The 22,306-nt window shown below is 33.5% G+C and carries 16 protein-coding genes; 9 read left to right on the top strand and 7 right to left on the bottom strand.

Annotated features, from left to right (window positions below):
* Position 1: 1 nt before the first annotated feature.
* Positions 2-649 carry a type IX secretion/gliding motility protein PorT/SprT gene (gene porT / locus AXE80_RS00930; protein WP_068824048.1) on the top strand — a complete coding sequence of 216 codons (648 nt, stop codon included), beginning with the start codon at positions 2-4 and terminating at the stop codon, positions 647-649.
* Here porT and AXE80_RS00925 read toward each other — a convergent pair.
* Complete coding sequence (locus AXE80_RS00925) at positions 630-1,373, bottom strand: TrmH family RNA methyltransferase (protein ID WP_068824047.1); 744 nt, start codon at positions 1,371-1,373, stop codon at positions 630-632. The two genes, porT and AXE80_RS00925, sit on opposite strands and share 20 nt — an antisense overlap.
* 98 nt (positions 1,374-1,471) lie before the next feature.
* Here AXE80_RS00925 and tamL point away from each other — a divergent pair, with 98 nt between their 5' ends.
* The 3 genes from tamL (at position 1,472) to accD (ending at position 6,107) form a co-directional block, all read left to right on the top strand.
* Positions 1,472-3,964, top strand: coding sequence for a translocation and assembly module lipoprotein TamL (gene tamL, locus AXE80_RS00920; RefSeq protein WP_068824046.1), 2,493 nt, complete (start codon positions 1,472-1,474; stop codon positions 3,962-3,964).
* Positions 3,965-4,062: 98 nt separating this feature from the next.
* Positions 4,063-5,130, top strand: a complete 1,068-nt coding sequence (fbaA, locus tag AXE80_RS00915; protein ID WP_068824045.1) for a class II fructose-bisphosphate aldolase — start codon at positions 4,063-4,065, stop codon at positions 5,128-5,130.
* 104 nt (positions 5,131-5,234) lie between these two features.
* Positions 5,235-6,107 carry an acetyl-CoA carboxylase, carboxyltransferase subunit beta gene (gene accD / locus AXE80_RS00910; protein WP_068824044.1) on the top strand — a complete coding sequence of 291 codons (873 nt, stop codon included), beginning with the start codon at positions 5,235-5,237 and terminating at the stop codon, positions 6,105-6,107.
* Positions 6,108-6,250: 143 nt separating this feature from the next.
* Here the strand turns inward: accD and AXE80_RS00905 are convergent, their stop codons facing one another.
* The gene (locus AXE80_RS00905; RefSeq protein ID WP_068824043.1) at positions 6,251-7,537 is read right to left on the bottom strand and encodes a citrate synthase; all 1,287 of its coding nucleotides are present in this window, start codon (positions 7,535-7,537) and stop codon (positions 6,251-6,253) included.
* Positions 7,538-7,892: 355 nt separating this feature from the next.
* On the opposite strand from AXE80_RS00905, the gene ilvD reads away from it, so the two are divergent.
* The 5 genes from ilvD to ilvA all read left to right on the top strand — a co-directional run bounded on the left by ilvD (position 7,893) and on the right by ilvA (position 14,814).
* On the top strand, positions 7,893-9,572 hold the full coding sequence (gene ilvD, locus AXE80_RS00900; RefSeq protein ID WP_068824042.1) for a dihydroxy-acid dehydratase: 1,680 nt from the start codon (positions 7,893-7,895) through the stop codon (positions 9,570-9,572).
* Between the two features lie 85 nt (positions 9,573-9,657).
* Positions 9,658-11,358: a biosynthetic-type acetolactate synthase large subunit gene (ilvB, locus tag AXE80_RS00895; protein WP_068824041.1), complete on the top strand. Its 1,701-nt coding sequence runs from the start codon at positions 9,658-9,660 to the stop codon at positions 11,356-11,358.
* Between the two features lie 12 nt (positions 11,359-11,370).
* Positions 11,371-11,895, top strand: coding sequence for an acetolactate synthase small subunit (ilvN, locus tag AXE80_RS00890; protein WP_068824040.1), 525 nt, complete (start codon positions 11,371-11,373; stop codon positions 11,893-11,895).
* Between the two features lie 117 nt (positions 11,896-12,012).
* Positions 12,013-13,488 (top strand): ketol-acid reductoisomerase, encoded by a 1,476-nt coding sequence (gene ilvC, locus AXE80_RS00885; protein WP_068824039.1) that lies wholly within the window; start codon positions 12,013-12,015, stop codon positions 13,486-13,488.
* 84 nt (positions 13,489-13,572) lie between these two features.
* On the top strand, positions 13,573-14,814 hold the full coding sequence (gene ilvA, locus AXE80_RS00880; protein ID WP_068824038.1) for a threonine ammonia-lyase IlvA: 1,242 nt from the start codon (positions 13,573-13,575) through the stop codon (positions 14,812-14,814).
* Between the two features lie 55 nt (positions 14,815-14,869).
* Here the strand turns inward: ilvA and AXE80_RS00875 are convergent, their stop codons facing one another.
* The 5 genes from AXE80_RS00875 to leuS all read right to left on the bottom strand — a co-directional run bounded on the left by AXE80_RS00875 (position 14,870) and on the right by leuS (position 22,305).
* A complete protein-coding gene (locus AXE80_RS00875) occupies positions 14,870-15,187 on the bottom strand; it encodes a DUF4286 family protein (protein WP_068824037.1) in 318 nt (105 codons plus the stop codon).
* 108 nt (positions 15,188-15,295) lie between these two features.
* On the bottom strand, positions 15,296-16,063 hold the full coding sequence (locus AXE80_RS00870; protein WP_068824036.1) for an enoyl-CoA hydratase/isomerase family protein: 768 nt from the start codon (positions 16,061-16,063) through the stop codon (positions 15,296-15,298).
* A 98-nt stretch (positions 16,064-16,161) separates the two neighbouring features.
* A complete protein-coding gene (locus AXE80_RS14415) occupies positions 16,162-17,691 on the bottom strand; it encodes a ThuA domain-containing protein (protein WP_083194432.1) in 1,530 nt (509 codons plus the stop codon).
* 72 nt (positions 17,692-17,763) lie between these two features.
* A complete protein-coding gene (locus tag AXE80_RS00860; RefSeq protein ID WP_237340618.1) occupies positions 17,764-19,200 on the bottom strand; it encodes a sensor histidine kinase in 1,437 nt (478 codons plus the stop codon).
* Positions 19,201-19,413: 213 nt separating this feature from the next.
* On the bottom strand, positions 19,414-22,305 hold the full coding sequence (gene leuS / locus AXE80_RS00855) for a leucine--tRNA ligase (protein WP_068824034.1): 2,892 nt from the start codon (positions 22,303-22,305) through the stop codon (positions 19,414-19,416).
* Position 22,306 lies beyond the last annotated feature (1 nt).

The raw sequence follows: 22,306 nt of genomic DNA, 5'->3' as shown, positions 1-22,306 counted from the left end.
CATGAAGCAGTTAGTTGTATTCTTATTCTTTTGCCTTAGTTCTATCATTTACGGACAATCTGAAAAAATATCACAACTACAAAGTTTTGACAACAAACCTATTCGTTATGGGTTTTATTTAGGACTACACACCAAAGGATACGCCCTAGAAGCTACTGATGCTGTTTTAAGCAATGGCGCTGGATTTCACCTTGGGGTTTTGGCTGATTTAAAAGTCTCTGATTTTTTGAGTTTTTTAACAGAGCCGGGTATTATTAGTAGTAGTAATTCTTTAACTTTTGACGGTGAAAAAACCGAAGTTCCTGCTACTTATTTTCATTTTCCTTTAAACATCAAACTCAGCACAAGAAGGCTTAATAATGTTAGAGGATTTATTATAGGAGGAGCTTCTTATAACTATAATTTTACTGCAAATAAAAACAATAATGACAACGGTGCAAACCCAAGAGATTTTGAGTTAAAGCAACATACTCTTATGGGAGAACTAGGAATAGGTGCTAGTTTTTACTTTCCTTACTTTAAATTTTCTCCTTCAATTAGAGGCGTTTATGGTTTTCAAAACGAATTTATTGGATTGGGAAGCACTGCTAAAAATAGCTTAAGCGAATTAAGAACCAGAGGTATTTTTCTTACTTTAACTTTCCAATAGCTCTTCTAAATTCATTCAACAAAATTGCGGTTGCCGTTGCTACATTTAAGCTTTCTGTAGCTTGTAGTTCTCCAAATCTTGGAATGGTTAACTTTTGCTTGACTATTTTTTTAATCTCCTCACTCACCCCATTGGCTTCATTTCCCATAATAATGATTCCGTTCTCTGGCAAAGTTGCTGTATATACATTTTCACCCTCCATGTCTGTGACAAATACAGGTTGTTTTGTTTCTTTTATATAAGGTATCAAATCAACATAAGTTACCGCTACCCTGGTTAAAGAGCCCATGGTTGACTGTACGACTTTAGTATTATAACAATCTACCGTTTCTTTACTACAAATCAATTCTTTTACTCCAAACCAATCACACAACCTTATAATGGTTCCTAAATTCCCAGGATCGTTGATAGTATCTAATATTACTTTTAAGCCATTATCCCCCTGTTGGATTTCTTCAGGGATTTTAAAAAGAGCTAATACTTTATTTGGAGATTTTAATACACTGACTTTTTTTAGCTCCTGTTCCGAAACCAATTGACAATGATATTGCTCATATTCAGCACTCGCTTCATCAGTACAAAACAACATCTGTAATTCAATATCCGAATTCAAAAACTCATTCACTACTTTTATTCCCTCTGCAACAAAAAGTCCCTCCTTAATTCGGTACTTTTTTTGTTGCAAACTCGTTATCAATTTGATTTGATTCTTAGATATAGGCATGTTGTGAAATTTTGGATTCAAATTTAAACTAAAAATCAACAAGCATTACTTCTAAACGTATTTAATGCTTATTTTTGACTAATCAATTCAACATATTTTTGAAAGTAACACATTCATTTTTTCTATTTTCACTATTACTCAGTATTTTATTTACTGCATGTAATACCACTAAGTATGTAAAAGAAAATGAGTATTTACTACAAAAAAACACGATTAGGATAGACGATAAAAAAACATCGGACTATACTATTACAGATTATTTAATACAAAGACCCAACAACAAACCTCTTGGTATTCCTTTAGGACTCTATATTTATAACTTAGGAGATCTTAATTACGATTCTATACATGAAAAAAAAATTGAGGCTTTTCAAAACAGAAATAATTTTTGGGATCACTTATTATCCAAAAAGCAAACCTTAAAAAGCATCAACCGAAGAAAGAACATCAATCACTGGTTCTTAACCAAAGGAGAAGCTCCAGTAATTGTGGATCCTAAAAAAACGGCTAATACTGCAGAGAACCTAAGAATTAACTTTTTTAACAGTGGGTATTTTGATGCTACTGTAAAAACAGAAATGATTACAGACCTTAAAAAAGCAGATATTTCCTATTTGGTCACCAAAAAAGATCCTTATTTTATAGGAGACATTCAATATCACATCGCCTCTAATCAAGTAGATTCTATCGTTCAACAAAACACAGATCAAGTATTTATAAAAAAAGGAGAACAATACAATCAAGAAAATTTTAAAAAGACTGTTAGTGCTTTAACTCAAGTATTAAGAAACAATGGATTTTATCACTTTACAGAAAGTTTAATTAGCTTTAGAAATATAGATACTTTAGCTCAAGATCACATCACTCCTGTTGATATTCATATCGACAATAGAAAGGTTAAAAAAGGAAATCGTCTTGAAGAAATTCCAACTAACGTACAAACCATTAATAAAATAAGTGTTTTTACCGATTATAGTTATGAGAATCGAAACAATATTTACGATACTAAAAAAGACCATAATGATATCTCATTTTACGCACACGAAAAATTAAAATACAGGGTTAAAACCTTAGCCAACTCTATATTTATTGCACCAAATCAAATTTATAATGACGAGGCAGTAGAGTCTACCCGAAAACACTTAAAATCTTTAAACAATTTTAGAGTTGTTAAAATCAATCAAAAAGAATTACCCAATAATGAATTGGCTACCACTATTATTTTAACCCCATTAAAAAAATATGGAGTAGGAATCAATTCAGAAATCATACATTCTAACATCAAACAAGTAGGTTTGTCTGGAGGATTTAATTTTATCAACAGAAATCTTTTTAGGGGAGCTGAAATTTTTAAACTCTCTTTACAAGGAAGTATTTTTGATACTGCAACCAAGGTAAGTGGATCAAACAACGATAATTTTGACGCCTATGAACTTGGGGTAGATGTTTCTTTAGAATTCCCAAAGTTTATTTTTCCGTTGATGGGTAATTTAATTCCAAGAACCATGACCCCTAGAACCAAAATTACCATTGGTACTAGTTTTCAGAAAAACATAGGGTTAGATAAACAAAAAGTAACAGGAATTATTGATTATACTTGGAAGTCTTCTTTAAAAAACAAACACATGGTTGAATTGCTTAATGCACAATATATTCAAAACCTAAACATCAACTCTTATTTTGATATCTATAGTTCTGAATACAATCAAATCAAAACCATTCAAGAATCAGAATTTCCATCTTACAACTTAACCACTACTAATGCTCCTAACTTTCTTCAAAGCATTCCAAACAGTTTTGAGAACAGTAATCCTACTGAGTTTAAAACACTTAAAAATATTGAAAAAAGGAGAGGCATCATTACCAGTAACAACATTATCCCAGCAGCCTCTTATGCCTTTGAACACAATAGTAAAAAAGGACTTTCGGACACAAGATACAATTATTTTAAAGCTAAAATAAGTTCAGCAGGAAATCTAAATAATTTTATTTTTGAGACTCAAAATGATCAAAAAGTTTTCCAAAACATTCCTATTTCTCAATTTGTAAAGTTAGATGTTGATTTTAGAAAATTTTGGAGTACCAGCAACAATCAATCTTTGGCATTTAGAACCTTTGTAGGGGTTGCTCTTCCAACAGGTAAAAATCAAGACATTCCATTTATTAGTAGTTATTTTGCAGGAGGTTCTAATGATATCAGAGCTTGGAAAACTTATGAATTAGGGCCAGGTAGCTCAAACACTGGATTAGAATTTAATATTGGTAACTTTAAAATATTAAGCAGTTTAGAGTATCGATTTAAAATTTTTAATAGTATACACGGTGCATTGTTCATGGATGCCGGAAACATATGGAACTTACCCAATGCATCATCTACCGCATCAGAAGAAGAACTTTTTTCTGGATTTGATTCTCTAGAAGACATTGCTATTGGAACAGGAACAGGAATTAGATATGACTTTAACTTTTTGGTACTACGATTAGACTTGGCATTTAAAACCTACGAACCCTATTTAACTGAAAATAAATGGTTCAGCAATTACACTTTAAACAATTCAGTATTGAACATTGGTATCAACTATCCTTTTTAGTACGATATCGTTTTCGTATAAACTAGTACACTTGCCCCCTGTTTATTATATAAAAATGACTATTTTTGTTGTGATTAATTCAATAAACTAATTATAAAATGAGTTACAATATCAAACCAGGAGTTGCTACAGGAGATGCAGTTCAAGAAATTTTCAAACTAGCAAAAGAAAAACAATTTGCATTACCAGCTGTTAACGTAACAGGTAGTAACACAATCAACACAGTTTTAGAAACTGCTAAAGAATTAAACTCACCTGTAATTATTCAGTTCTCTAACGGTGGAGCAATTTTTAACGCAGGAAAAGGATTATCTAACGATGGTCAAGCTGCTGCTATTGCTGGAGCTGTTGCTGGAGCAAAACACGTACACGAATTATCTGTAGCTTATGGAGTACCTGTAATTTTACATACAGACCACGCTGCTAAAAATTTATTACCTTGGATTGATGGTTTATTAGATGCTTCTGAAAAACACTTTGAGGAAACTGGAGCTCCATTATTCTCTTCTCACATGATTGATTTATCCGAAGAGCCTTTAGAAGAAAACATCGCTATTTGTAAAGAATACTTAAAGCGTATGGATAAAATGGGTATGACTTTAGAAATTGAATTAGGTATCACAGGAGGTGAAGAAGATGGTGTTGACAACTCTAACGTTGATGAATCTAAATTATACACTCAACCAGAAGAAGTAAACTACTCTTACGAGCAATTATCTGAAGTTTCTCCAAGATTTACAGTTGCTGCTGCTTTTGGAAATGTACACGGTGTTTACAAGCCAGGAAACGTGAAGTTAACTCCAAAAATCTTAGATAATTCACAAAAATTCATCGAAAAGAAGCACGGATTATCTCACAACCCAATTGACTTCGTATTCCATGGAGGATCTGGTTCTTCTGTAGAAGAAATTAGAGAAGCTATTGGTTATGGAGCTATCAAAATGAATATTGATACTGATTTACAGTATGCATTTATGGAAGGAGTTAGAGACTATATGGCTGCTAACACAGACTACTTACAATCTCAAATCGGTAACCCTTCAGGAGCTGAGGCACCAAACAAGAAATACTACGACCCAAGAGTTTGGTTACGTAAAGGTGAAGAAACTTTAAAAGCACGTTTAAAGCAAGCTTTTTCTGACTTAAACAACGTAAACACTTTATAATCAATTAGATTAAAATTGTTTTTACCAAATACAATAGAGAAACTGTTTTTATGCAGTTTCTCTATTTTTTTTAGTAAATTGCCCACCTATTTAAATGAATAATTATGACAGCTTGGTTTAAAAGAAGTGATAAAGGAATTCAAACCCCTACAGAAGCAAAGAAAGATGTACCTAAAGGTTTATGGTACAAAACTCCTAGTGGTAAAATTATAGATACTGATGAGTTAAAAGAAAATTTATATGTGAGTCCAGAAGACGGATACCACGTTAGAATTGGAAGTAATGAGTATTTTGAAATTTTGTTTGACGACAATAAATACACTGAGTTAAATGAAAGTTTAACATCTGTCGATTCTTTAGACTTTGAAGATACCAAACCTTACCCAGTAAGAATTAAAGAGGCTCAAGCAAAAACAAAATTAAATGATGCTGTAAGAACTGCTGTAGGTGATTCATACGGAAAACCATTAGTTATTGCTGCTATGGATTTTGCCTTTATTGGAGGTTCAATGGGATCTGTTGTAGGTGAAAAAATAGCAAGAGCTATTGATTACGCAAGAGAAAACAACATTCCATTTTTAATGATTTCTAAATCTGGTGGGGCTCGTATGCAAGAAGCACCATTATCATTAATGCAATTGGTTAAAACCTCTGCTAAATTAACACAATTGGCAAAGGCTAAAATTCCGTACATCTCATTATGTACAGACCCTACCACAGGAGGAACAACTGCCTCTTATGCCATGTTAGGAGATATTAACATTGCTGAACCTAACGCTTTGGTTGCCTTTGCAGGACCACGTGTTGTTAGAGATACTACTGGTCAAGATTTACCAGAAGGTTTCCAACGTTCAGAGTTTTTATTAGAACACGGTTTCTTAGATGCTATTTACGAGCGTAAAAACTTAAAAAAACAAATCAATCTTTATATTGATTTGATTCAAAACAATAAAATTAGAACCGAAGAAGCTAGCTAAAACTTCTTTAGTCATCATATAAAAAATCCCCTTTCTTAATTTAAGAAAGGGGATTTTTTATTCCTCAATATTTAATTCAAAAAACAGCGCATAAAAAAACTCCAATACTTTGTATTGGAGTTTTTAATTTTATCATAAAGATATTATCTTTTATCGATAGAAACATAAGGTCTTAATGTTTCCCCTACATATAATTGACGAGGACGACCAATAGGCTCTTTGTTCTCTCTCATTTCTTTCCACTGAGCAATCCATCCTGGTAAACGTCCCATTGCGAATAACACTGTAAACATCTCTACAGGGATTCCTAATGCACGGTAAATAATCCCTGAATAGAAATCTACGTTAGGATATAAGTTTCTAGATTTAAAGTACTCATCACTTAATGCTGCTTCAGATAAACCTCTAGCAATATCAAGCACAGGATCTTCTATATCTAAATCTTTTAAAATCTCTTCTGCTGCAACTTTTATAATCTTAGCACGAGGATCAAAGTTTTTATAAACTCTATGTCCGAATCCCATTAAACGGAAAGGATCTTGTTTGTCTTTTGCTTTAGCTAAATATTTTTCAAAATCTCCACCATCTTCTTTAATTGCCTCTAACATTTCAATAACCGCTTGGTTAGCACCACCGTGTAATGGTCCCCATAAAGCAGAAATTCCTGCAGAAATTGAAGCAAATAATCCAGCATGAGATGATCCAACTATTCTTACTGTAGATGTAGAACAGTTTTGCTCGTGATCTGCATGTAAGATTAATAACTTATCAAGTGCATCGATAACAATTTTGTTGATTTGATATTCTTTGTTTGGCTTTTTGAACATCATTTTTGCAAAATTCTCTTCGTAGCTCAAATCAACATCTCCATAATCTAAAGGTTCACCCTTCATCTTACGCATACACCAAGATACTAACACAGGGAATTTACCCATTAATATCACAATGGCATTGTACATATCTTCTTCAGAAGAGATATCTACTGCTTTAGGATTAAAGGCAGTTAAAGCACTTGTTAAAGATGTTAACACTCCCATTGGGTGTGCGTTTTTAGGAAAAGCATCTAAAATTTTGTGAATATCTTCATCCACCATTGAATTGTCTTTGATGTCTTGATCAAATTTCTCCAACTGCTCAGCTGTTGGTAACTCTCCAAAAATCAACAAATATGAAACTTCTAGAAAAGAAGCTTCTGCTGCTAATTCTTCAATTGCATACCCTCTATATCTTAAGATCCCTTTCTCACCATCTAAAAAGGTAATAGCACTTTTACATGAACCTGTGTTTTTAAATCCTGGATCAATTGTCGTCACACCACCCGTTGCTCCTCTAAGCGCTTTGATATCAATTGCTATTTCGTTCTCTGAACCACGCTCTAATGGAAGCTCGTACTTTTTTCCTTCTATTTCTAGTATTGCTGTGTTTGACATATAAAATTTAATATTTCCTTAATATATTTTCTTGAGATTCACAAATCTACAAATAAATCCCTTTTTTCAAAAGATAAAACTACTTAATTTTACTACGTACATATACGTAGTTTAACAAAACTCTTATTTGACTTACAATATATAACAACTATTCCATTTTTAAAGAATATTTACAAATAGATTATAAAGAACTTAACATCATTACTTTAAAAACACAATCTTCTGTATATCAATTAATTACAATAAAATAAACAAATTGAACAACGTAAGTTTTTTATGATTATTTTTTTATCCTTAATTACTATTCTAATTTTGTGTGTTCATTGAGAAATTTTCGAAATAAAGACATTTAAGAATGGCATTAAATAAACACAGTAAAAGACTTACTCAAGATCCATCACAACCAGCTTCTCAAGCAATGTTGTACGCAGTAGGATTAACAGATGAAGACATGAATAAACCTCAAATCGGTATTGCAAGTACTGGTTATGACGGAAACCCATGTAACATGCATTTGAATAACTTGGCTCAAGAAATCAAAAAATACGCTAATCTTAACGATCAAGTTGGGTTGACATTTAACACTATTGGTGTGAGTGATGGTATTTCTATGGGTACTTCTGGAATGAACTACTCATTAGCTTCTAGAGATATTATTGCAGATTCTATGGAAACTGTTGTTAATGCACAAAGTTATGATGGTTTAATAGGTGTAGTAGGATGTGATAAAAACATGCCAGGAGCTATTATTGCTATGTTGCGTTTAAACCGACCTTCTATTATGGTATACGGAGGAACTATCGCATCTGGTAAATACAAAGGACGTAAATTAAACATCGTATCTGCTTTTGAAGCTTTAGGGCAAAAAGTTGCAGGTGAAATTGACGAAACTGAATATAGAGAAATTATCAAAGCAGCAATTCCAGGTGCTGGAGCTTGTGGAGGAATGTATACTGCTAATACCATGGCATCTTCTATAGAATGTATGGGATTGGCTTTGCCTTACAACTCTTCTATTCCTGCAGAAAACCCTAATAAATTATCAGAAGCTGAGCGTACTGCACAGGCAATGAAGAACTTATTGGAGTTAGATTTAAAACCAAAAGATATTGTTACTAAAAAATCTATAGAAAATGCGGTTGCCATAGTAAACGCTTTAGGTGGATCTACCAATGCGGTATTGCACTATTTAGCTATTGCTTATGCAGCAGATATAGACTTTACTTTAGAAGATTTCCAAAGAGTTTCTGATAGAACTCCATTAATTGCAGATTTAAAACCATCTGGAAAATACTTAATGGAAGATGTTCATGGTGTTGGAGGTACTCCTGCCATTATGAAATACTTATTAGAAGAAGGGTATTTACATGGAGATTGTATGACTGTTACTGGAAAAACATTGGCAGAAAACTTAGCTGATGTTAAGGCAATGGAATTTGAAGATCAAGATGTAGTTTTCCCTACAGACAAAGCTTTAAAATCTTCTGGAAACCTACAGATTTTATACGGAAACCTTGCAGAAAAAGGTGCTGTTGCTAAAATTTCTGGAAACGAAGGATTAAAATTCGAAGGAAGAGCTGTTGTCTACGATGGTGAACAAGCAGCAAATACAGGAATTTCTAATGGAGAAGTAAATAGAGGAGACGTCGTCGTTATTCGTTATGTTGGACCTAAAGGTGGACCTGGTATGCCAGAGATGCTAAAACCAACATCATTAATTATGGGAGCTGGTTTAGGAAAATCAGTTGCTTTGATTACTGACGGACGTTTTTCTGGTGGTACTCACGGTTTTGTAGTAGGTCACATAACGCCCGAAGCACAAGACGGTGGATTGATTGGATTGGTAGAAACGGGAGATACCATTACTATTAGCGCAGAAGATAATTCTATTACGTTACAAGTTTCTGAACAAGAAATTGCAGAACGTAAAGCCAAATGGATACAACCACCTTTAAAACACAATAAAGGAATCTTATTTAAGTACGCTAAATCAGTAGCTTCTGCTTCTGAAGGATGTGTTACTGATAAATATTAATAAAATAAAGTAGTTAGAAATTGGTATTTAGTACGCTTCGCTTTTAGAACTCTTACCAAATACCAACTACCAAACACCAACTACCATGAACAAAAAAACAGAAAGAATCATAGGAGCCGAAGCCGTTGTTAAATCACTTCTAGAAGAAGGTGTTGATGTAGCATACGGATACCCAGGTGGAGCTATCATGCCTATCTACGATGAATTATATAAATATCAAGATCAATTGCACCATGTTTTAACAAGACATGAGCAAGGAGCTGCTCACGCTGCTCAAGGATATGCAAGAACCTCTGGAAGAGTTGGTGTCGCTTTGGCTACTTCTGGTCCAGGAGCTACTAACTTAATTACTGGAATTGCAGATGCTCAAATAGACTCTACTCCAATGGTATGTATTACCGGACAAGTAGCTTCTCATTTATTAGGAACTGATGCTTTTCAAGAAACAGATGTCATTAGTATTTCATCACCTATTACCAAATGGAACTGTCAGGTAACCAAAGCAGAAGATATTCCTGCTGCTATTGCCAAAGCATTTTACATTGCTAAATCTGGTAGACCAGGTCCTGTGTTGATTGACATTACTAAAGATGCACAATTATCTGAGTTAGATTATAGTTACGAAAAATGTACTCATGTAAGAAGCTATAAGCCAATTCCTGAAACCAATATAGAAAAGGTTAAAGCAGCTGCAGAAATCATCAACAGTGCTAAAAAGCCAATGATTATTTTTGGACAAGGAGTTATTTTAGGAAGTGCTGAAGCTGAACTAAAAGCATTGATAGAAAAATCTGGAATTCCATCTGCATGGACCGTTTTAGGACTTTCTGCATTGCCTACCAATCACCCTTTAAATGTAGGTATGGTTGGAATGCACGGGCACTATGGACCTAACAAATTAACCAATGAGTGTGATGTTTTAATTGCTATTGGAATGCGTTTTGACGACCGTGTTACTGGTGATTTAAGCAAGTATGCAAAACAAGCAAAAGTAGTTCATTTTGATATTGATCCTGCTGAGATAGATAAAAACGTAAAAACAGATGTTGCCGTTCTTGGTGATGCCAAAGACACTTTATCTAAAGTTTTACCATACATTAATCAAAACGATCATTCAGCTTGGTTAAATGAATTTAGAGCATTTGATAAAATTGAATTTGAAAAAGTAATTGATGGGCAGTTAAATCCAACCAAAGAGGGATTGACCATGGGAGAAGTTTTACAAGGAATTAACAAAGCTGCTAAAGACAACGCAGTTATTGTATCTGACGTAGGACAACACCAAATGATGGCTGTTCGTTATGCCAACTTTACCAATACTAGAAGTAATGTAACTTCTGGTGGTTTAGGAACTATGGGATTTGCTTTACCAGCTTCTATTGGAGCTAAAATGGGAGCACCTGAAAGAGATGTAGTGGCTATTATTGGTGATGGAGGTTATCAAATGACTTGTCAAGAATTAGGAACTATTTTACAAACAGGAACTGCAGTTAAAATTGTGGTATTAAATAATGAGTTCTTAGGAATGGTACGTCAATGGCAACAATTATTTTTTGACAGACGTTATGCTTCTACAGAAATGATTAATCCTGATTTTATAAAATTAGCCGAAGCTTATAGTATTCCTGCGAAAAAAGTAGTGAAACGAGAAGATTTACAAAGTGCTATTGATGAAATGATTGCTTGCGAAACCTCTTACTTTTTAGAAGTAATGGTAGAAAAAGAAGACAATGTATTCCCAATGGTACCTACAGGAGCAAGTGTATCAGACGTAAGATTAAGCTAAAAAAAGAAAGACATGGAGAAAAAATCATACACCATATCGGTTTATTCTGAAAACAACTTAGGGTTGTTAAACAGAATTTCAACCATTTTTGTTAAGAGACATATTAATATAGAAAGCTTAACTGTATCACACTCTGAAATTGAAAACGTTTCTAGGTTTATATTGGTTGTAAACATGACCGAAGATGCTGTTAAGAAAATTATAGGTCAATTAGAAAAACAAGTAGAAGTTATTCAGGCCTACTATCATACTGAGGATGAAATTATTTTTACAGAAACAGCTATGTTCAAGTTTAAGTCTGAGTTGTTGTTTGAGAATCCACAAATTCAAAACATCATCAAAGAGCACAGCATGAATATTGTGACTGTAAACAGAAATTTCTTTGTCGTTGAAAAAGCTGGTAGAAGACATGAAATAGATGCTATTTACGAATCTTTTAAACCTTTTGGCATTGCTCAATTTGTTCGTTCAGGTAGAGTTGCTATCTCAAAAGAAGCTATGAATATTCGTAAAATTTTAGGAGAGATAACTGAATAGAATTCCCTAAATTTGGCAACGCAATAAAAAACATTTTGAGCTTGAAGGTATTTTTATACCATCAAGCTCATTTTTAGCGAAATAACAAGTAAACAATTAGATAAAAATAAAAGCAAAATGGCAAATTATTTTAACACACTTTCTTTAAGAGAGCAATTAGAGCAATTAGGACAGTGTGAATTTATGGACAGAAGCGAATTCAGCAACGGTGTTGAAGCGTTAAAAGGTAAAAAAATCGTCATCATTGGATGTGGTGCTCAAGGATTAAACCAAGGGTTAAACATGCGTGATTCTGGTTTAGACGTATCTTATACTTTAAGAGGAGCTGCTATTGAAGAAAAAAGACAATCTTTTTTAAACGCTACTGAAAATAACTTTGCTGTAGGTACTTATGAAGAAATGATTCCTACTGCTGATTTATTAATCAACTTGACTCCAGATAAACAACATACTGCTGTTGTAACTGCTGTGATGCCATTGATGAAAAAAGGAGCTACATTATCTTACTCTCACGGTTTTAACATCGTAGAAGAAGGAATGCAAATTCGTAAAGATATTACTGTAATTATGGTAGCACCTAAATCTCCAGGATCTGAAGTTCGTGAAGAATTTAAGAGAGGATTTGGAGTACCTACTTTAATTGCTGTACACCCTGAAAACGATCCAGAAGGAAAAGGATGGGATTATGCTAAAGCATATGCTGTTGGTACAGGAGGACACACTGCTGGTGTATTAAAGTCTTCTTTTGTTGCTGAAGTTAAGTCTGACTTAATGGGAGAGCAAACTATTTTATGTGGATTATTACAAACTGGATCTATCTTATGTTTCGACAAAATGGTAGCTGAAGGAATTGATGCTGGTTACGCTTCTAAATTAATCCAATACGGATGGGAAACTATTACTGAAGGTTTAAAATACGGAGGTATTACAAACATGATGGATAGATTATCTAACCCAGCTAAAATTGAAGCTTTTAAAGTTTCTGAAGAGTTAAAAGACATCATGAGACCATTATTCCAAAAGCACATGGATGATATCATTTCTGGTGAATTCTCATCTACTATGATGGCTGACTGGGCTAATGATGATGTAAACTTATTAACTTGGAGAGCTGCTACAGGAGAAACTAACTTTGAAAAAACTCCTGCTGGAGATTTCGAAATTTCTGAGCAAGAATACTACGACAATGGTACTTTAATGGTTGCTATGGTTAAAGCTGGTGTTGAATTGGCTTTTGAAGCAATGGTTGACTCTGGAATTGTTGAAGAATCTGCTTACTACGAATCTTTACACGAGACTCCATTAATTGCAAACACTATTGCACGTAAGAAATTATTTGAAATGAACCGTGTAATTTCTGATACTGCTGAGTACGGATGTTACTTATTTGACCACGCTTGTAAGCCTTTAATTGCTGAGTACGTTAAGAACGCTCCTATCAACTTAATTGGTAAGCCATTCTCTACAGGAAGTAATGGTGTTGACAACGCTGAATTAATTGCTGTAAACAAAGCTATTCGTGAGCACGAAGTTGAGTATATTGGTGAAGAATTACGTGAGTCTATGACGGCAATGAAAAAAATCGTTTCATAAAACGATCTTTTTTAAGATATATCAAAAAAGCCGTTGCAAATGCAACGGCTTTTTTATTTTTATGAAAGTAAATAATTTAATTATATGGTTACCTTAGCATCTATCATCAAAGCACAAATGAATATCAAAGGAGTTGTTCAAAACACTCCATTATCTTATATGGATAATTATTCAAAACAATTTGATGCTCATATCTATTTCAAAAGAGAAGACTTACAATTAGTAAGATCTTATAAAATTAGAGGGGCCTATAATCGAATTAAAAACCTCAACAAAAAAGAACTTGTTAACGGAGTTGTTTGTGCTAGTGCAGGAAATCACGCACAAGGAGTGGCTTTTGCCTGTAATACGCTAAAAGTTAAAGGAATTATTTTTATGCCTGTTACTACTCCAAAGCAAAAAATATCACAGGTTAAAATGTTTGGAGGTGAGTACACAACCATTAAGTTGATTGGAGATACTTTTGATGAAAGCTCAAAGGCTGCAGAAAGTTATCAGCAAGAAACAGAGGCTGTTTATGTACATCCATTTAACGATTGGGATGTAATGTCTGGCCAAGGAACTGTAGGTCTTGAAATCTTAGATATGATAGACAAACCTATTGATTATTTGTTCCTTCCTATTGGAGGAGGTGGTTTGGCCTCTGGTATCATTACAGTCTTTAAAAATTTAAGCCCTAACACCAAAATAATTGGTCTTGAACCCAAAGGAGCTCCATCTCTTAAAACTTCATTAGAAAAAGGAGAAAACACTAAAATTAACGATATAGATAAGTTTGTAGACGGTGCTGCTGTTCAACAAATGGGAGATAGAACATTTCCTATTTGTAAAGACTATTTACACGATGTTTCTTTAATTGATGAAGGACATATTTGTAAAACTATTTTAAAACTTTACAACGAAAATGCTATTGTTGCCGAACCTGCTGGCGCTCTATCTATAGCGTCATTGGATAATTATACAGAAGAAATTAAAGGAAAAACAATTGTTTGCGTTTTAAGTGGAGGTAATAATGATATTACTCGAATGGAAGAGATGAAAGAACGTGCTTTACTTTATGATGGATTAAAACATTATTTTATTGTGCGTTTTCCACAAAGAGCAGGTGCTTTAAAAGAATTTGTTGGAGATGTATTATCGGACACGGATGATATTGTACATTTTGAATACACTAAAAAGAATAGTAGAAATACTGCATCGGCCATAGTGGGAATTGAATTGAGCAAAAAAGAAGATTTTGATCCTTTACTTTTTAGAATGAAAGAAAAAGGCTTTTTTGGAGAATATTTAAATGATAATCCCGCTTTGTTTAGTCAAATCGTATAACCAAAAAAAGCGCTTCGTAAACGAAGCGCTTTTTTTGATTTATGGTGCTATACTCTTAATAAAAATCTCCTATAACTTCTAATTCTGTTTGAAAAGAAACGGTTTGTCCATTTTCAAATTTGCTTTGCATTTTAGCATTCATTTTTGATGCATTTTCTACATAAAAAGATTTAAAAGTATCTCTATCTTTTACAGCATATTGTACGGAATAGGTCTTCCCTCCCATTTCTTCTTGAATCATGACTCTACTCATTTTAGCTCCAGAAAATTTTCCAGTAGCTAACATTTGAGGGATATAAGATTCTTTCATCCACAACAACCAATCTTCATGAATATCATCTGCTACATTTGTAGTTACATTATATATGTACATAATTTAAAATTTGTGCAAAAATACAGGTTTGACTGTCAACGAACAATGAACAATGGACAATTTTACATTCGTTAACAACAATTAAACCATTGCAAAGATCTTTGTCTTTTAAAAATTAGGTTTTCTCTTTTCTAAAAAAGCAGAAACCCCTTCTTTAAATTCCTCAGATCCAAAACAAGAACCAAACAATTCAATTTCTTTTAACAAACCAATATTTCCATAAGTTGCATTTATTGCTTGAATACTTTTTCTTACTGCTCTAGGAGAGTTCTTTATGATTTTATTTGCCATTTCAATAGCCTTAATCAACAAGTCTTCTTGAGGCACTACATAATTTACCATACCTAAGGCCAAAGCCTCTTTGGCACTAATCATCTCTCCAGTTAAAATCAACTCCATAGCTTTTCCTTTTCCCACCAACTGAGTTAATCTTTGGGTTCCACCATAACCAGGAATCACCCCTAAAGAAACTTCTGGTTGTCCCATTTTAGCATTGTCTGATGCAATTCTAATTTGTGTAGCCAAAGCCAATTCTAATCCCCCTCCTAAAGCATAACCGTTAATAGCAGCTATTACAGGTTTGGTATAAGTTGCTATTTTATCAAACAATAATTCATGACCAAAACGAGATAATTCTGTTCCTTCTCTTTTGCTAAAATTTGCAAACTCTTTGATGTCTGCTCCAGCAACAAAAGCTTTACTCCCTGCTCCTGTAATGATTAACACACGGATATCATCGTCTGATTCACACAAACAGAGCACATGATTTAATTCTAAAATGGTTTTTTTATTTAAGGCATTTAGTTGTTTTTCGCGATCAATAGTAATATACATGATGGCTCCTTCTTGCTTAAATTGTATGTTTTCTATTTGCATTATAAACTATTTAGAAGATGAAAAATGGTTGTCCTTTAACTGATTTTAAAACATCATTAAGATAAAAAAAGCAATCTAAAAATTAGATTGCTTTTTCTTTATTTTAAATACTTTTTATACTTGCTTGGAATCTTATCAATAGATTTGATTTTTATATTTCTGTAATAAACCTCAGCAGCTTCACTTTGGATTTGTATTTTTCCTCTAGTCAAAGGAACAAAACCATCCGCTGTTTTTTCTCTTGAATTGTATAAAGACATCATTACTTTACCATTTACTATATGCAAACTTGTTCCGTTATAAGTAATTAATTCAACCGTATTCCATTTACCGTTTTTCTTTTCATTGTCTGTGGCTTTTTTGGTATTACCGCTTTTAAAATCCCCATTCAAATCATACAGCTTTACTTCTTTTCCACCTACAGATGTAAGTTTTACCGGTACATCGGCAGTTGCTCCTCCTAAAGCATAATAATCTCCTATATCTCCCTCTTGAATTTGTAATTCTTGAGAACGCATCCAAACATTCCAAAATTGTCTATACGGCCCAACACAGTGATACAATAAGCCACTATCTCTTAAATCTCCTAATCTTGGTTCCCATTTTTGTTCTCCCCATTTTACTTGTAGTTTTAAATGATAATTTTCATACTCCTGCTTAGAACTTAGAGCACCGTAAACCTCTCCTGTAATATGTACTGTATTGTTTCCTTTTTTGTCTTCAATAAAGTTAAACACGTTTTTAGGGTCGTTATTTAAACCTAGAGGCTCCCCTTTAATTCCATTACTATTAGGATCTACATTGGGCAAGCCTTTTACTGTTTTATGAGGCACACCAATAAACACATCCCAATTTTGACTAGGATCTCCTTTTAATAAAGGAGTCCATTTATTAGAAAGCACTGTTGCTTGCTCTTGACCAGAAGCCCATTTAATTCCCTCTTCCAATTGTTTTAGTAAACGCTCATCAGAATAAGATTCTGAAGTATGCCCAAGACCTGTATAAAAAACTCTAGCTCCATCGTAATTGTGATACCAGGTAATAGGATGTGTAATTCCCATCTGTTTTCCTGTATAAGTACTTTCATCTAAAGTTGCTAATACATTTACATGTTGAGCTACAGGATTTTTAAAATTGTACCATTCATCAAAGAACTCTTCGCTGTCATTTAAATGTGCTACGGCTTTATGTCCATGTGACTTATTAATATGTAATGTTGCTTTTTGTTGTTTTGGATGACTTGCAAAACTAGCTCCTAAAAGATTTACATACCATTCCCATTCCATTTCTGTATCTGTTGCAGCATGAGTTCCCACAAAACCTTTTCCTTTGGTTAAAAAAGATTTCATTGCCTCTTGTTGTTCATCATTTAAGATATCACCTGTAGTGTTTAAGAAAAATAAAACATCAAATGCTGATAAATCTTTAGCATTAAACAAATCGGAATCTTCAGAAAAAGTTACTTTCCAACCTTTTTCTTTAGCCATGTTTTCGATTGCTTTTTTACCTGGCTCGATTGATTTATGTCTAAACCCAGCTGTTTTACTAAAAACAAGTATTGACGTTTTTTGAGCATTGATTACTCCAAATATCATCAACATTAACAATAACGAAAGTCTTTTTATCATATCTGTATTTTTTACAAGTGTTATTACGAAGATATGAATTTAACTTAGTTTAAAAAGAAGACTAAGAATATATTACTTAGGAAAGGTAATGATAAACTCTGTTCCTAAGCCAACTACAGAATTAAAGACAACCTCTCCGTTATACGTTTCCACTATATTTTTAACCATAGGTAAGCCTAATCCCATACCACTCGTTTTGGTGGTGAATTTTGGCTCAAAAATAAGTTCTTTATCATCTTCTTCTATTCCCTTTCCATTGTCTTTAATGATTAAAACCACCTCTTTATCTGTCTCTTTCAAGCTTACTTCAATCTTAGGTTCTTCTATGTTTTCTGTAGCTTGAGTAGCATTTTTAACCAAATTATTAACTACTCTGGTAATTTGATTTTTATCTACATTTAAATAAATTTCTTCTTGTTCTGAATTAAAAGCTATATCCTCCTCGTAAAAAATATCAATAGCTGACTTTATGGTTCTTACCAAATCAACTCTTTCTATGGTTTTCTTAGGCATTCTTGCAAAGTCTGAAAAAGAAGTAGCGATAGAAGACATCACATCTATTTGTTGGGTAAGCATTAAAGAATAATCTTTTACTTTTTCTCTGATTCCCTCTGCATTTGGATCAAAATTTCTTTCAAAACTTTGCACCGTTAATTTCATTGGGGTCAACGGATTTTTAATTTCGTGAGCTACTTGTTTTGCCATTTCTCGCCAAGCCTGTTCCCTTTCACTCTTTGCTAATTTTTCTGCACTTTCTTCTAGCTCGTCAATCATTTGATTATAGGCATCAACAATTGAAGCAATTTCTGGAGTAGAATCTTTGGTATCAATCTTTTGATTGTTTTGCAACAATTTGGTTTCTTGAATTTTATCAGAAATCGACTTTAAGGAACGAGTAATATAACTAGACAAGAAATAAGCAAAGGCAACCGCCAAAAGCAACATGATGGCATATACTACAAAAAGTCTATTTAAAAAAGAAGTTAACTCTTCTTCTTCTTGACTGTTATCTTGGATATATTCAATTTTTAGAATTCCAATTTTATTCATGTTTCTATCATGAATATAAGAATAAGAAGACTGAGAAATTTTACCACTTTCTAGGTTTACCGACTCCTTATATTCATCTTTCTCTTTTAAATTCTCTAAAACCTGTATGGCCATTCGATCTTTAAACACTCTAAACCAAGGGTCAAAAGAATTTATTTTTAGATTTCCATTCAAATCATAAATACTCATCTTCATGTCATGCACAGTCGCAATTTCATAAATTCTTTCTCTAAAAATAGGTCCTAAAAACTGCTGATAGGCTGGATAAATAGTATTTTCCAACTCAAAATTCACATTCTTTTGTGCTGCCGTTTCTTTTCTTTCAAAACGAGAATCGTAATATTCTTTTGTTTGTTTTTTATACTGTCTTACCGTAACTACTGCAATAAATATAGAGGCAAGTCCTACTAAAAGTAGCATGGCTAAAAATATTCGTATTCTTAAAGAAACTTTATTCATCTGAAAATTGTTAATTGAACGGACTGAGATTTCTACAGTCCTATTATCAAAAGCTAAGCCAATGTAAGAAATTGATTTTATATTCTAAATTCAAAGAGTAGTGATAAATAATAAAGAGCCAATGCGAAAGCATTGGCTCTTTATTATTTGTTTTGTTATCTAGGTGTAGTAAATTTTACAAATGTACAACAGGTTATTTATGTAACCTTAAAACTACCCTACTATGTTGATGATTTTTCCAGGTACAATAATTACTTTTTTAGGAGTTCTTCCTTGTAATTGTGCTTCTGTTTTTTCGTGAGCCATTACAATATCTTCTATTTCTTTAGCAGATAAATCTAACGGTAACTCTAATTTAAACCTCATTTTCCCATTAAAAGAAATAGGATATTCTTTAGCGCTTTCTACCAAATAACCTGCTTCAAAAACCGGGAAGGCAGCTGTAGCAATAGATTCACTATTCCCCAATTTAGACCATAATTCCTCAGTAATATGTGGAGCATAAGGAGATATTAAAACCAATAAAGGTTCTAAAATTTCTTTTTTATCACACTTTAAAGCTCCTAATTCATTTACAGCAATCATAAAAGTACTTACTGAAGTATTGAAAGAAAAGTTTTCTATATCTTCCTGTACCTTTTTAATGGTTTTGTGTAAAACTTTTAATTCATCTTTACTTGGCTCTCCTTCTACTCCTTTAAAATTATTGGCGTTTGCATATAATCTCCATAATTTTTTCAAGAAAGAATGTACTCCAGAAATACCTGCTGTATTCCAAGGTTTAGATTGCTCTAAAGGCCCTAAAAACATTTCGAACAAACGTAAACTATCTGCTCCAAACTCCTCACAAATACTATCTGGATTGACCACATTGTATTTAGATTTAGACATTTTTTCTACCTCACGTCCTACAATGTATTTTCCATCTTCTAATACAAATTCAGCATTTGCATATTCTTCTCGCCATGCTTTAAAAGCCTCTATATCTAACTCGTTTTGTGCATTTACAAAAGACACATCTGCATGGATAGGCTGTACTTTTTGATCTCCAATCAATCCTTTTGATACATATGTTTGAGTTCCCTCTAAACGGTACACAAAAGCAGAAGTCCCGGTAATCATTCCTTGGTTGATTAATTTTTTCGCAAATTCATCAACAGGAACGTAGTTTAAATCGAATAAGAATTTTTGCCAAAAACGCGCATATAATAAGTGCCCAGTAGCATGTTCAGAACCACCTAAATATAAATCAACCTCTTTCCAATAGTTCAAAGCTTCTTTACTTGCAAACTCATTTGGATTATTCGCATCCATATAACGGTTAAAGTACCAAGAAGACCCTGCCCAACCTGGCATAGTATTTAATTCCAATGGAAACACAGTTTCATTATCAATCAACTCATTACTCACTACTTTGTTCTCAGTACTACTCCATGCCCAAACCTCAGCATTTCCTAAAGGTGGTTGTCCATCTTCTGTTGGTAAATATTTCTCTACTTCTGGTAACAAGATTGGCAAATGTTCTTTTGCAATCATTTGTGGCATTCCATCTACATAATATACAGGGAAAGGTTCTCCCCAGTAGCGTTGACGGCTAAATACTGCATCACGCAAACGATAGTTTATTTTTCCTTGTCCAAAACCACGTTGTTCCATTTCGTATATCACCAACTTGGTTGCTTTTTTTACTGGCAAACCTGATAAGAAATCAGAATTGGCAATTTTAGCAGTTTTATCTTCGCAAGCTCCTTCAGAAATATCAACTCCTTCAAAAATGTTTTTGATTTCAATATCAAAATGTTTGGCAAAATCGTAATCACGCTGATCTCCACAAGGAACCGCCATTACTGCACCTGTTCCATATCCAGCCAATACATAATCTCCAATCCAAATTGGAATATTTTCTCCTGTAAAAGGATGAATGGCATAAGCCCCTGTAAAAGCACCAGTAATATTTTTTACATCAGCCATTCTATCACGTTCTGAACGTTTTGCTGTTGCTTGAATATAAGCTTCTACTTCCGCTCTTTGAGCGTCTGAGACAATTTGAGATACTAATTCATGCTCTGGAGCCAAAGTCATAAACGTTACTCCAAAAATAGTATCAGGTCTAGTGGTGAATACTTCTATTTCAAAATTTTGCTTCTCGACTCCGCTCGAAGACCCTTCTAAATTTTGGTTATCGACTCCATCTCGACTACGCTCGATGGCTTTACTCGAAGACCCATCTACTTTAAACTTAACCGATGCTCCTTGAGAACGACCAATCCAGTTGGTTTGAGCATCTTTTAATGGCTGTGGCCAGTCAATAGTATTTAATCCATCTAACAAACGTTGTGCATAAGCTGCAATACGCATAGACCACTGCATCATTTTTTTACGTTCCACAGGATGATCTCCACGCTCTGACAACCCGTTGATAATTTCATCATTTGCCAAAACAGTTCCTAGTGCAGGACACCAGTTTACTTCTGTTTCTGACAAATAAGTCAATCTATATTTAGCCAAAACTTGCTCTCTTTCTTTATCAGAAAAAGCATTCCATGCTGCTGCGGTAAACTCAGTTACCTCTTCATCACAAACAGCATTTACATTTTCTGTTCCGTTAGCTTCAAACAAAGCCACAAGTGTATCTATTTTCTCTGCCTTATCTGCTGATTTGTTATACCAAGCATTAAACAATTCAGTAAAAATCCACTGTGTATGTTTATAATATTCTGGAGTAGAAGTTCTAATTTCACGAGACCAATCAAAAGAAAAACCAATTTTATCTAATTGTTTTCTATACGTATTAATATTGGTTTCGGTAGTTATTGCAGGATGTTGTCCTGTTTGAATGGCATATTGTTCCGCAGGTAACCCAAATGAATCATACCCTTGTGGGTGCAATACATTAAACCCTTTATGACGTTTGTAACGTGCAAAAATATCAGAAGCAATATATCCTAAAGGATGCCCCACATGCAATCCTGCTCCTGATGGATAAGGAAACATATCTAAGACATAAAACTTAGGTTTGTCTGAAGTGTTTTCTGCTTTAAAAGTTTCGTTTTCGGCCCAATGTTTTTGCCATTTGGCTTCTATCTCGTTAAAATTATATTCCATT

Source organism: Wenyingzhuangia fucanilytica (assembly GCF_001697185.1).
In the GTDB taxonomy this organism is placed as follows: Bacteria; Bacteroidota; Bacteroidia; order Flavobacteriales; family Flavobacteriaceae; genus Wenyingzhuangia; species Wenyingzhuangia fucanilytica.
The sequence above is the reverse complement of the archived record's forward strand: the minus strand, read 5'-3'. Positions and strand labels throughout refer to the sequence as shown.

Coding starts and splice junctions, on each gene's coding strand:
- porT (WP_068824048.1), top strand. CDS start 2: ATGAAGCAGTTAGTTGTATTCTTATTCTTTTGCCTTAGTTCTATCATT.
- AXE80_RS00925 (WP_068824047.1), bottom strand. CDS start 1,373: ATGCCTATATCTAAGAATCAAATCAAATTGATAACGAGTTTGCAACAA.
- fbaA (WP_068824045.1), top strand. CDS start 4,063: ATGAGTTACAATATCAAACCAGGAGTTGCTACAGGAGATGCAGTTCAA.
- accD (WP_068824044.1), top strand. CDS start 5,235: ATGACAGCTTGGTTTAAAAGAAGTGATAAAGGAATTCAAACCCCTACA.
- AXE80_RS00905 (WP_068824043.1), bottom strand. CDS start 7,537: ATGTCAAACACAGCAATACTAGAAATAGAAGGAAAAAAGTACGAGCTT.
- ilvD (WP_068824042.1), top strand. CDS start 7,893: ATGGCATTAAATAAACACAGTAAAAGACTTACTCAAGATCCATCACAA.
- ilvB (WP_068824041.1), top strand. CDS start 9,658: ATGAACAAAAAAACAGAAAGAATCATAGGAGCCGAAGCCGTTGTTAAA.
- ilvN (WP_068824040.1), top strand. CDS start 11,371: ATGGAGAAAAAATCATACACCATATCGGTTTATTCTGAAAACAACTTA.
- ilvC (WP_068824039.1), top strand. CDS start 12,013: ATGGCAAATTATTTTAACACACTTTCTTTAAGAGAGCAATTAGAGCAA.
- ilvA (WP_068824038.1), top strand. CDS start 13,573: ATGGTTACCTTAGCATCTATCATCAAAGCACAAATGAATATCAAAGGA.
- AXE80_RS00875 (WP_068824037.1), bottom strand. CDS start 15,187: ATGTACATATATAATGTAACTACAAATGTAGCAGATGATATTCATGAA.
- AXE80_RS00870 (WP_068824036.1), bottom strand. CDS start 16,063: ATGCAAATAGAAAACATACAATTTAAGCAAGAAGGAGCCATCATGTAT.
- AXE80_RS14415 (WP_083194432.1), bottom strand. CDS start 17,691: ATGATAAAAAGACTTTCGTTATTGTTAATGTTGATGATATTTGGAGTA.
- AXE80_RS00860 (WP_237340618.1), bottom strand. CDS start 19,200: ATGAATAAAGTTTCTTTAAGAATACGAATATTTTTAGCCATGCTACTT.
- leuS (WP_068824034.1), bottom strand. CDS start 22,305: ATGGAATATAATTTTAACGAGATAGAAGCCAAATGGCAAAAACATTGG.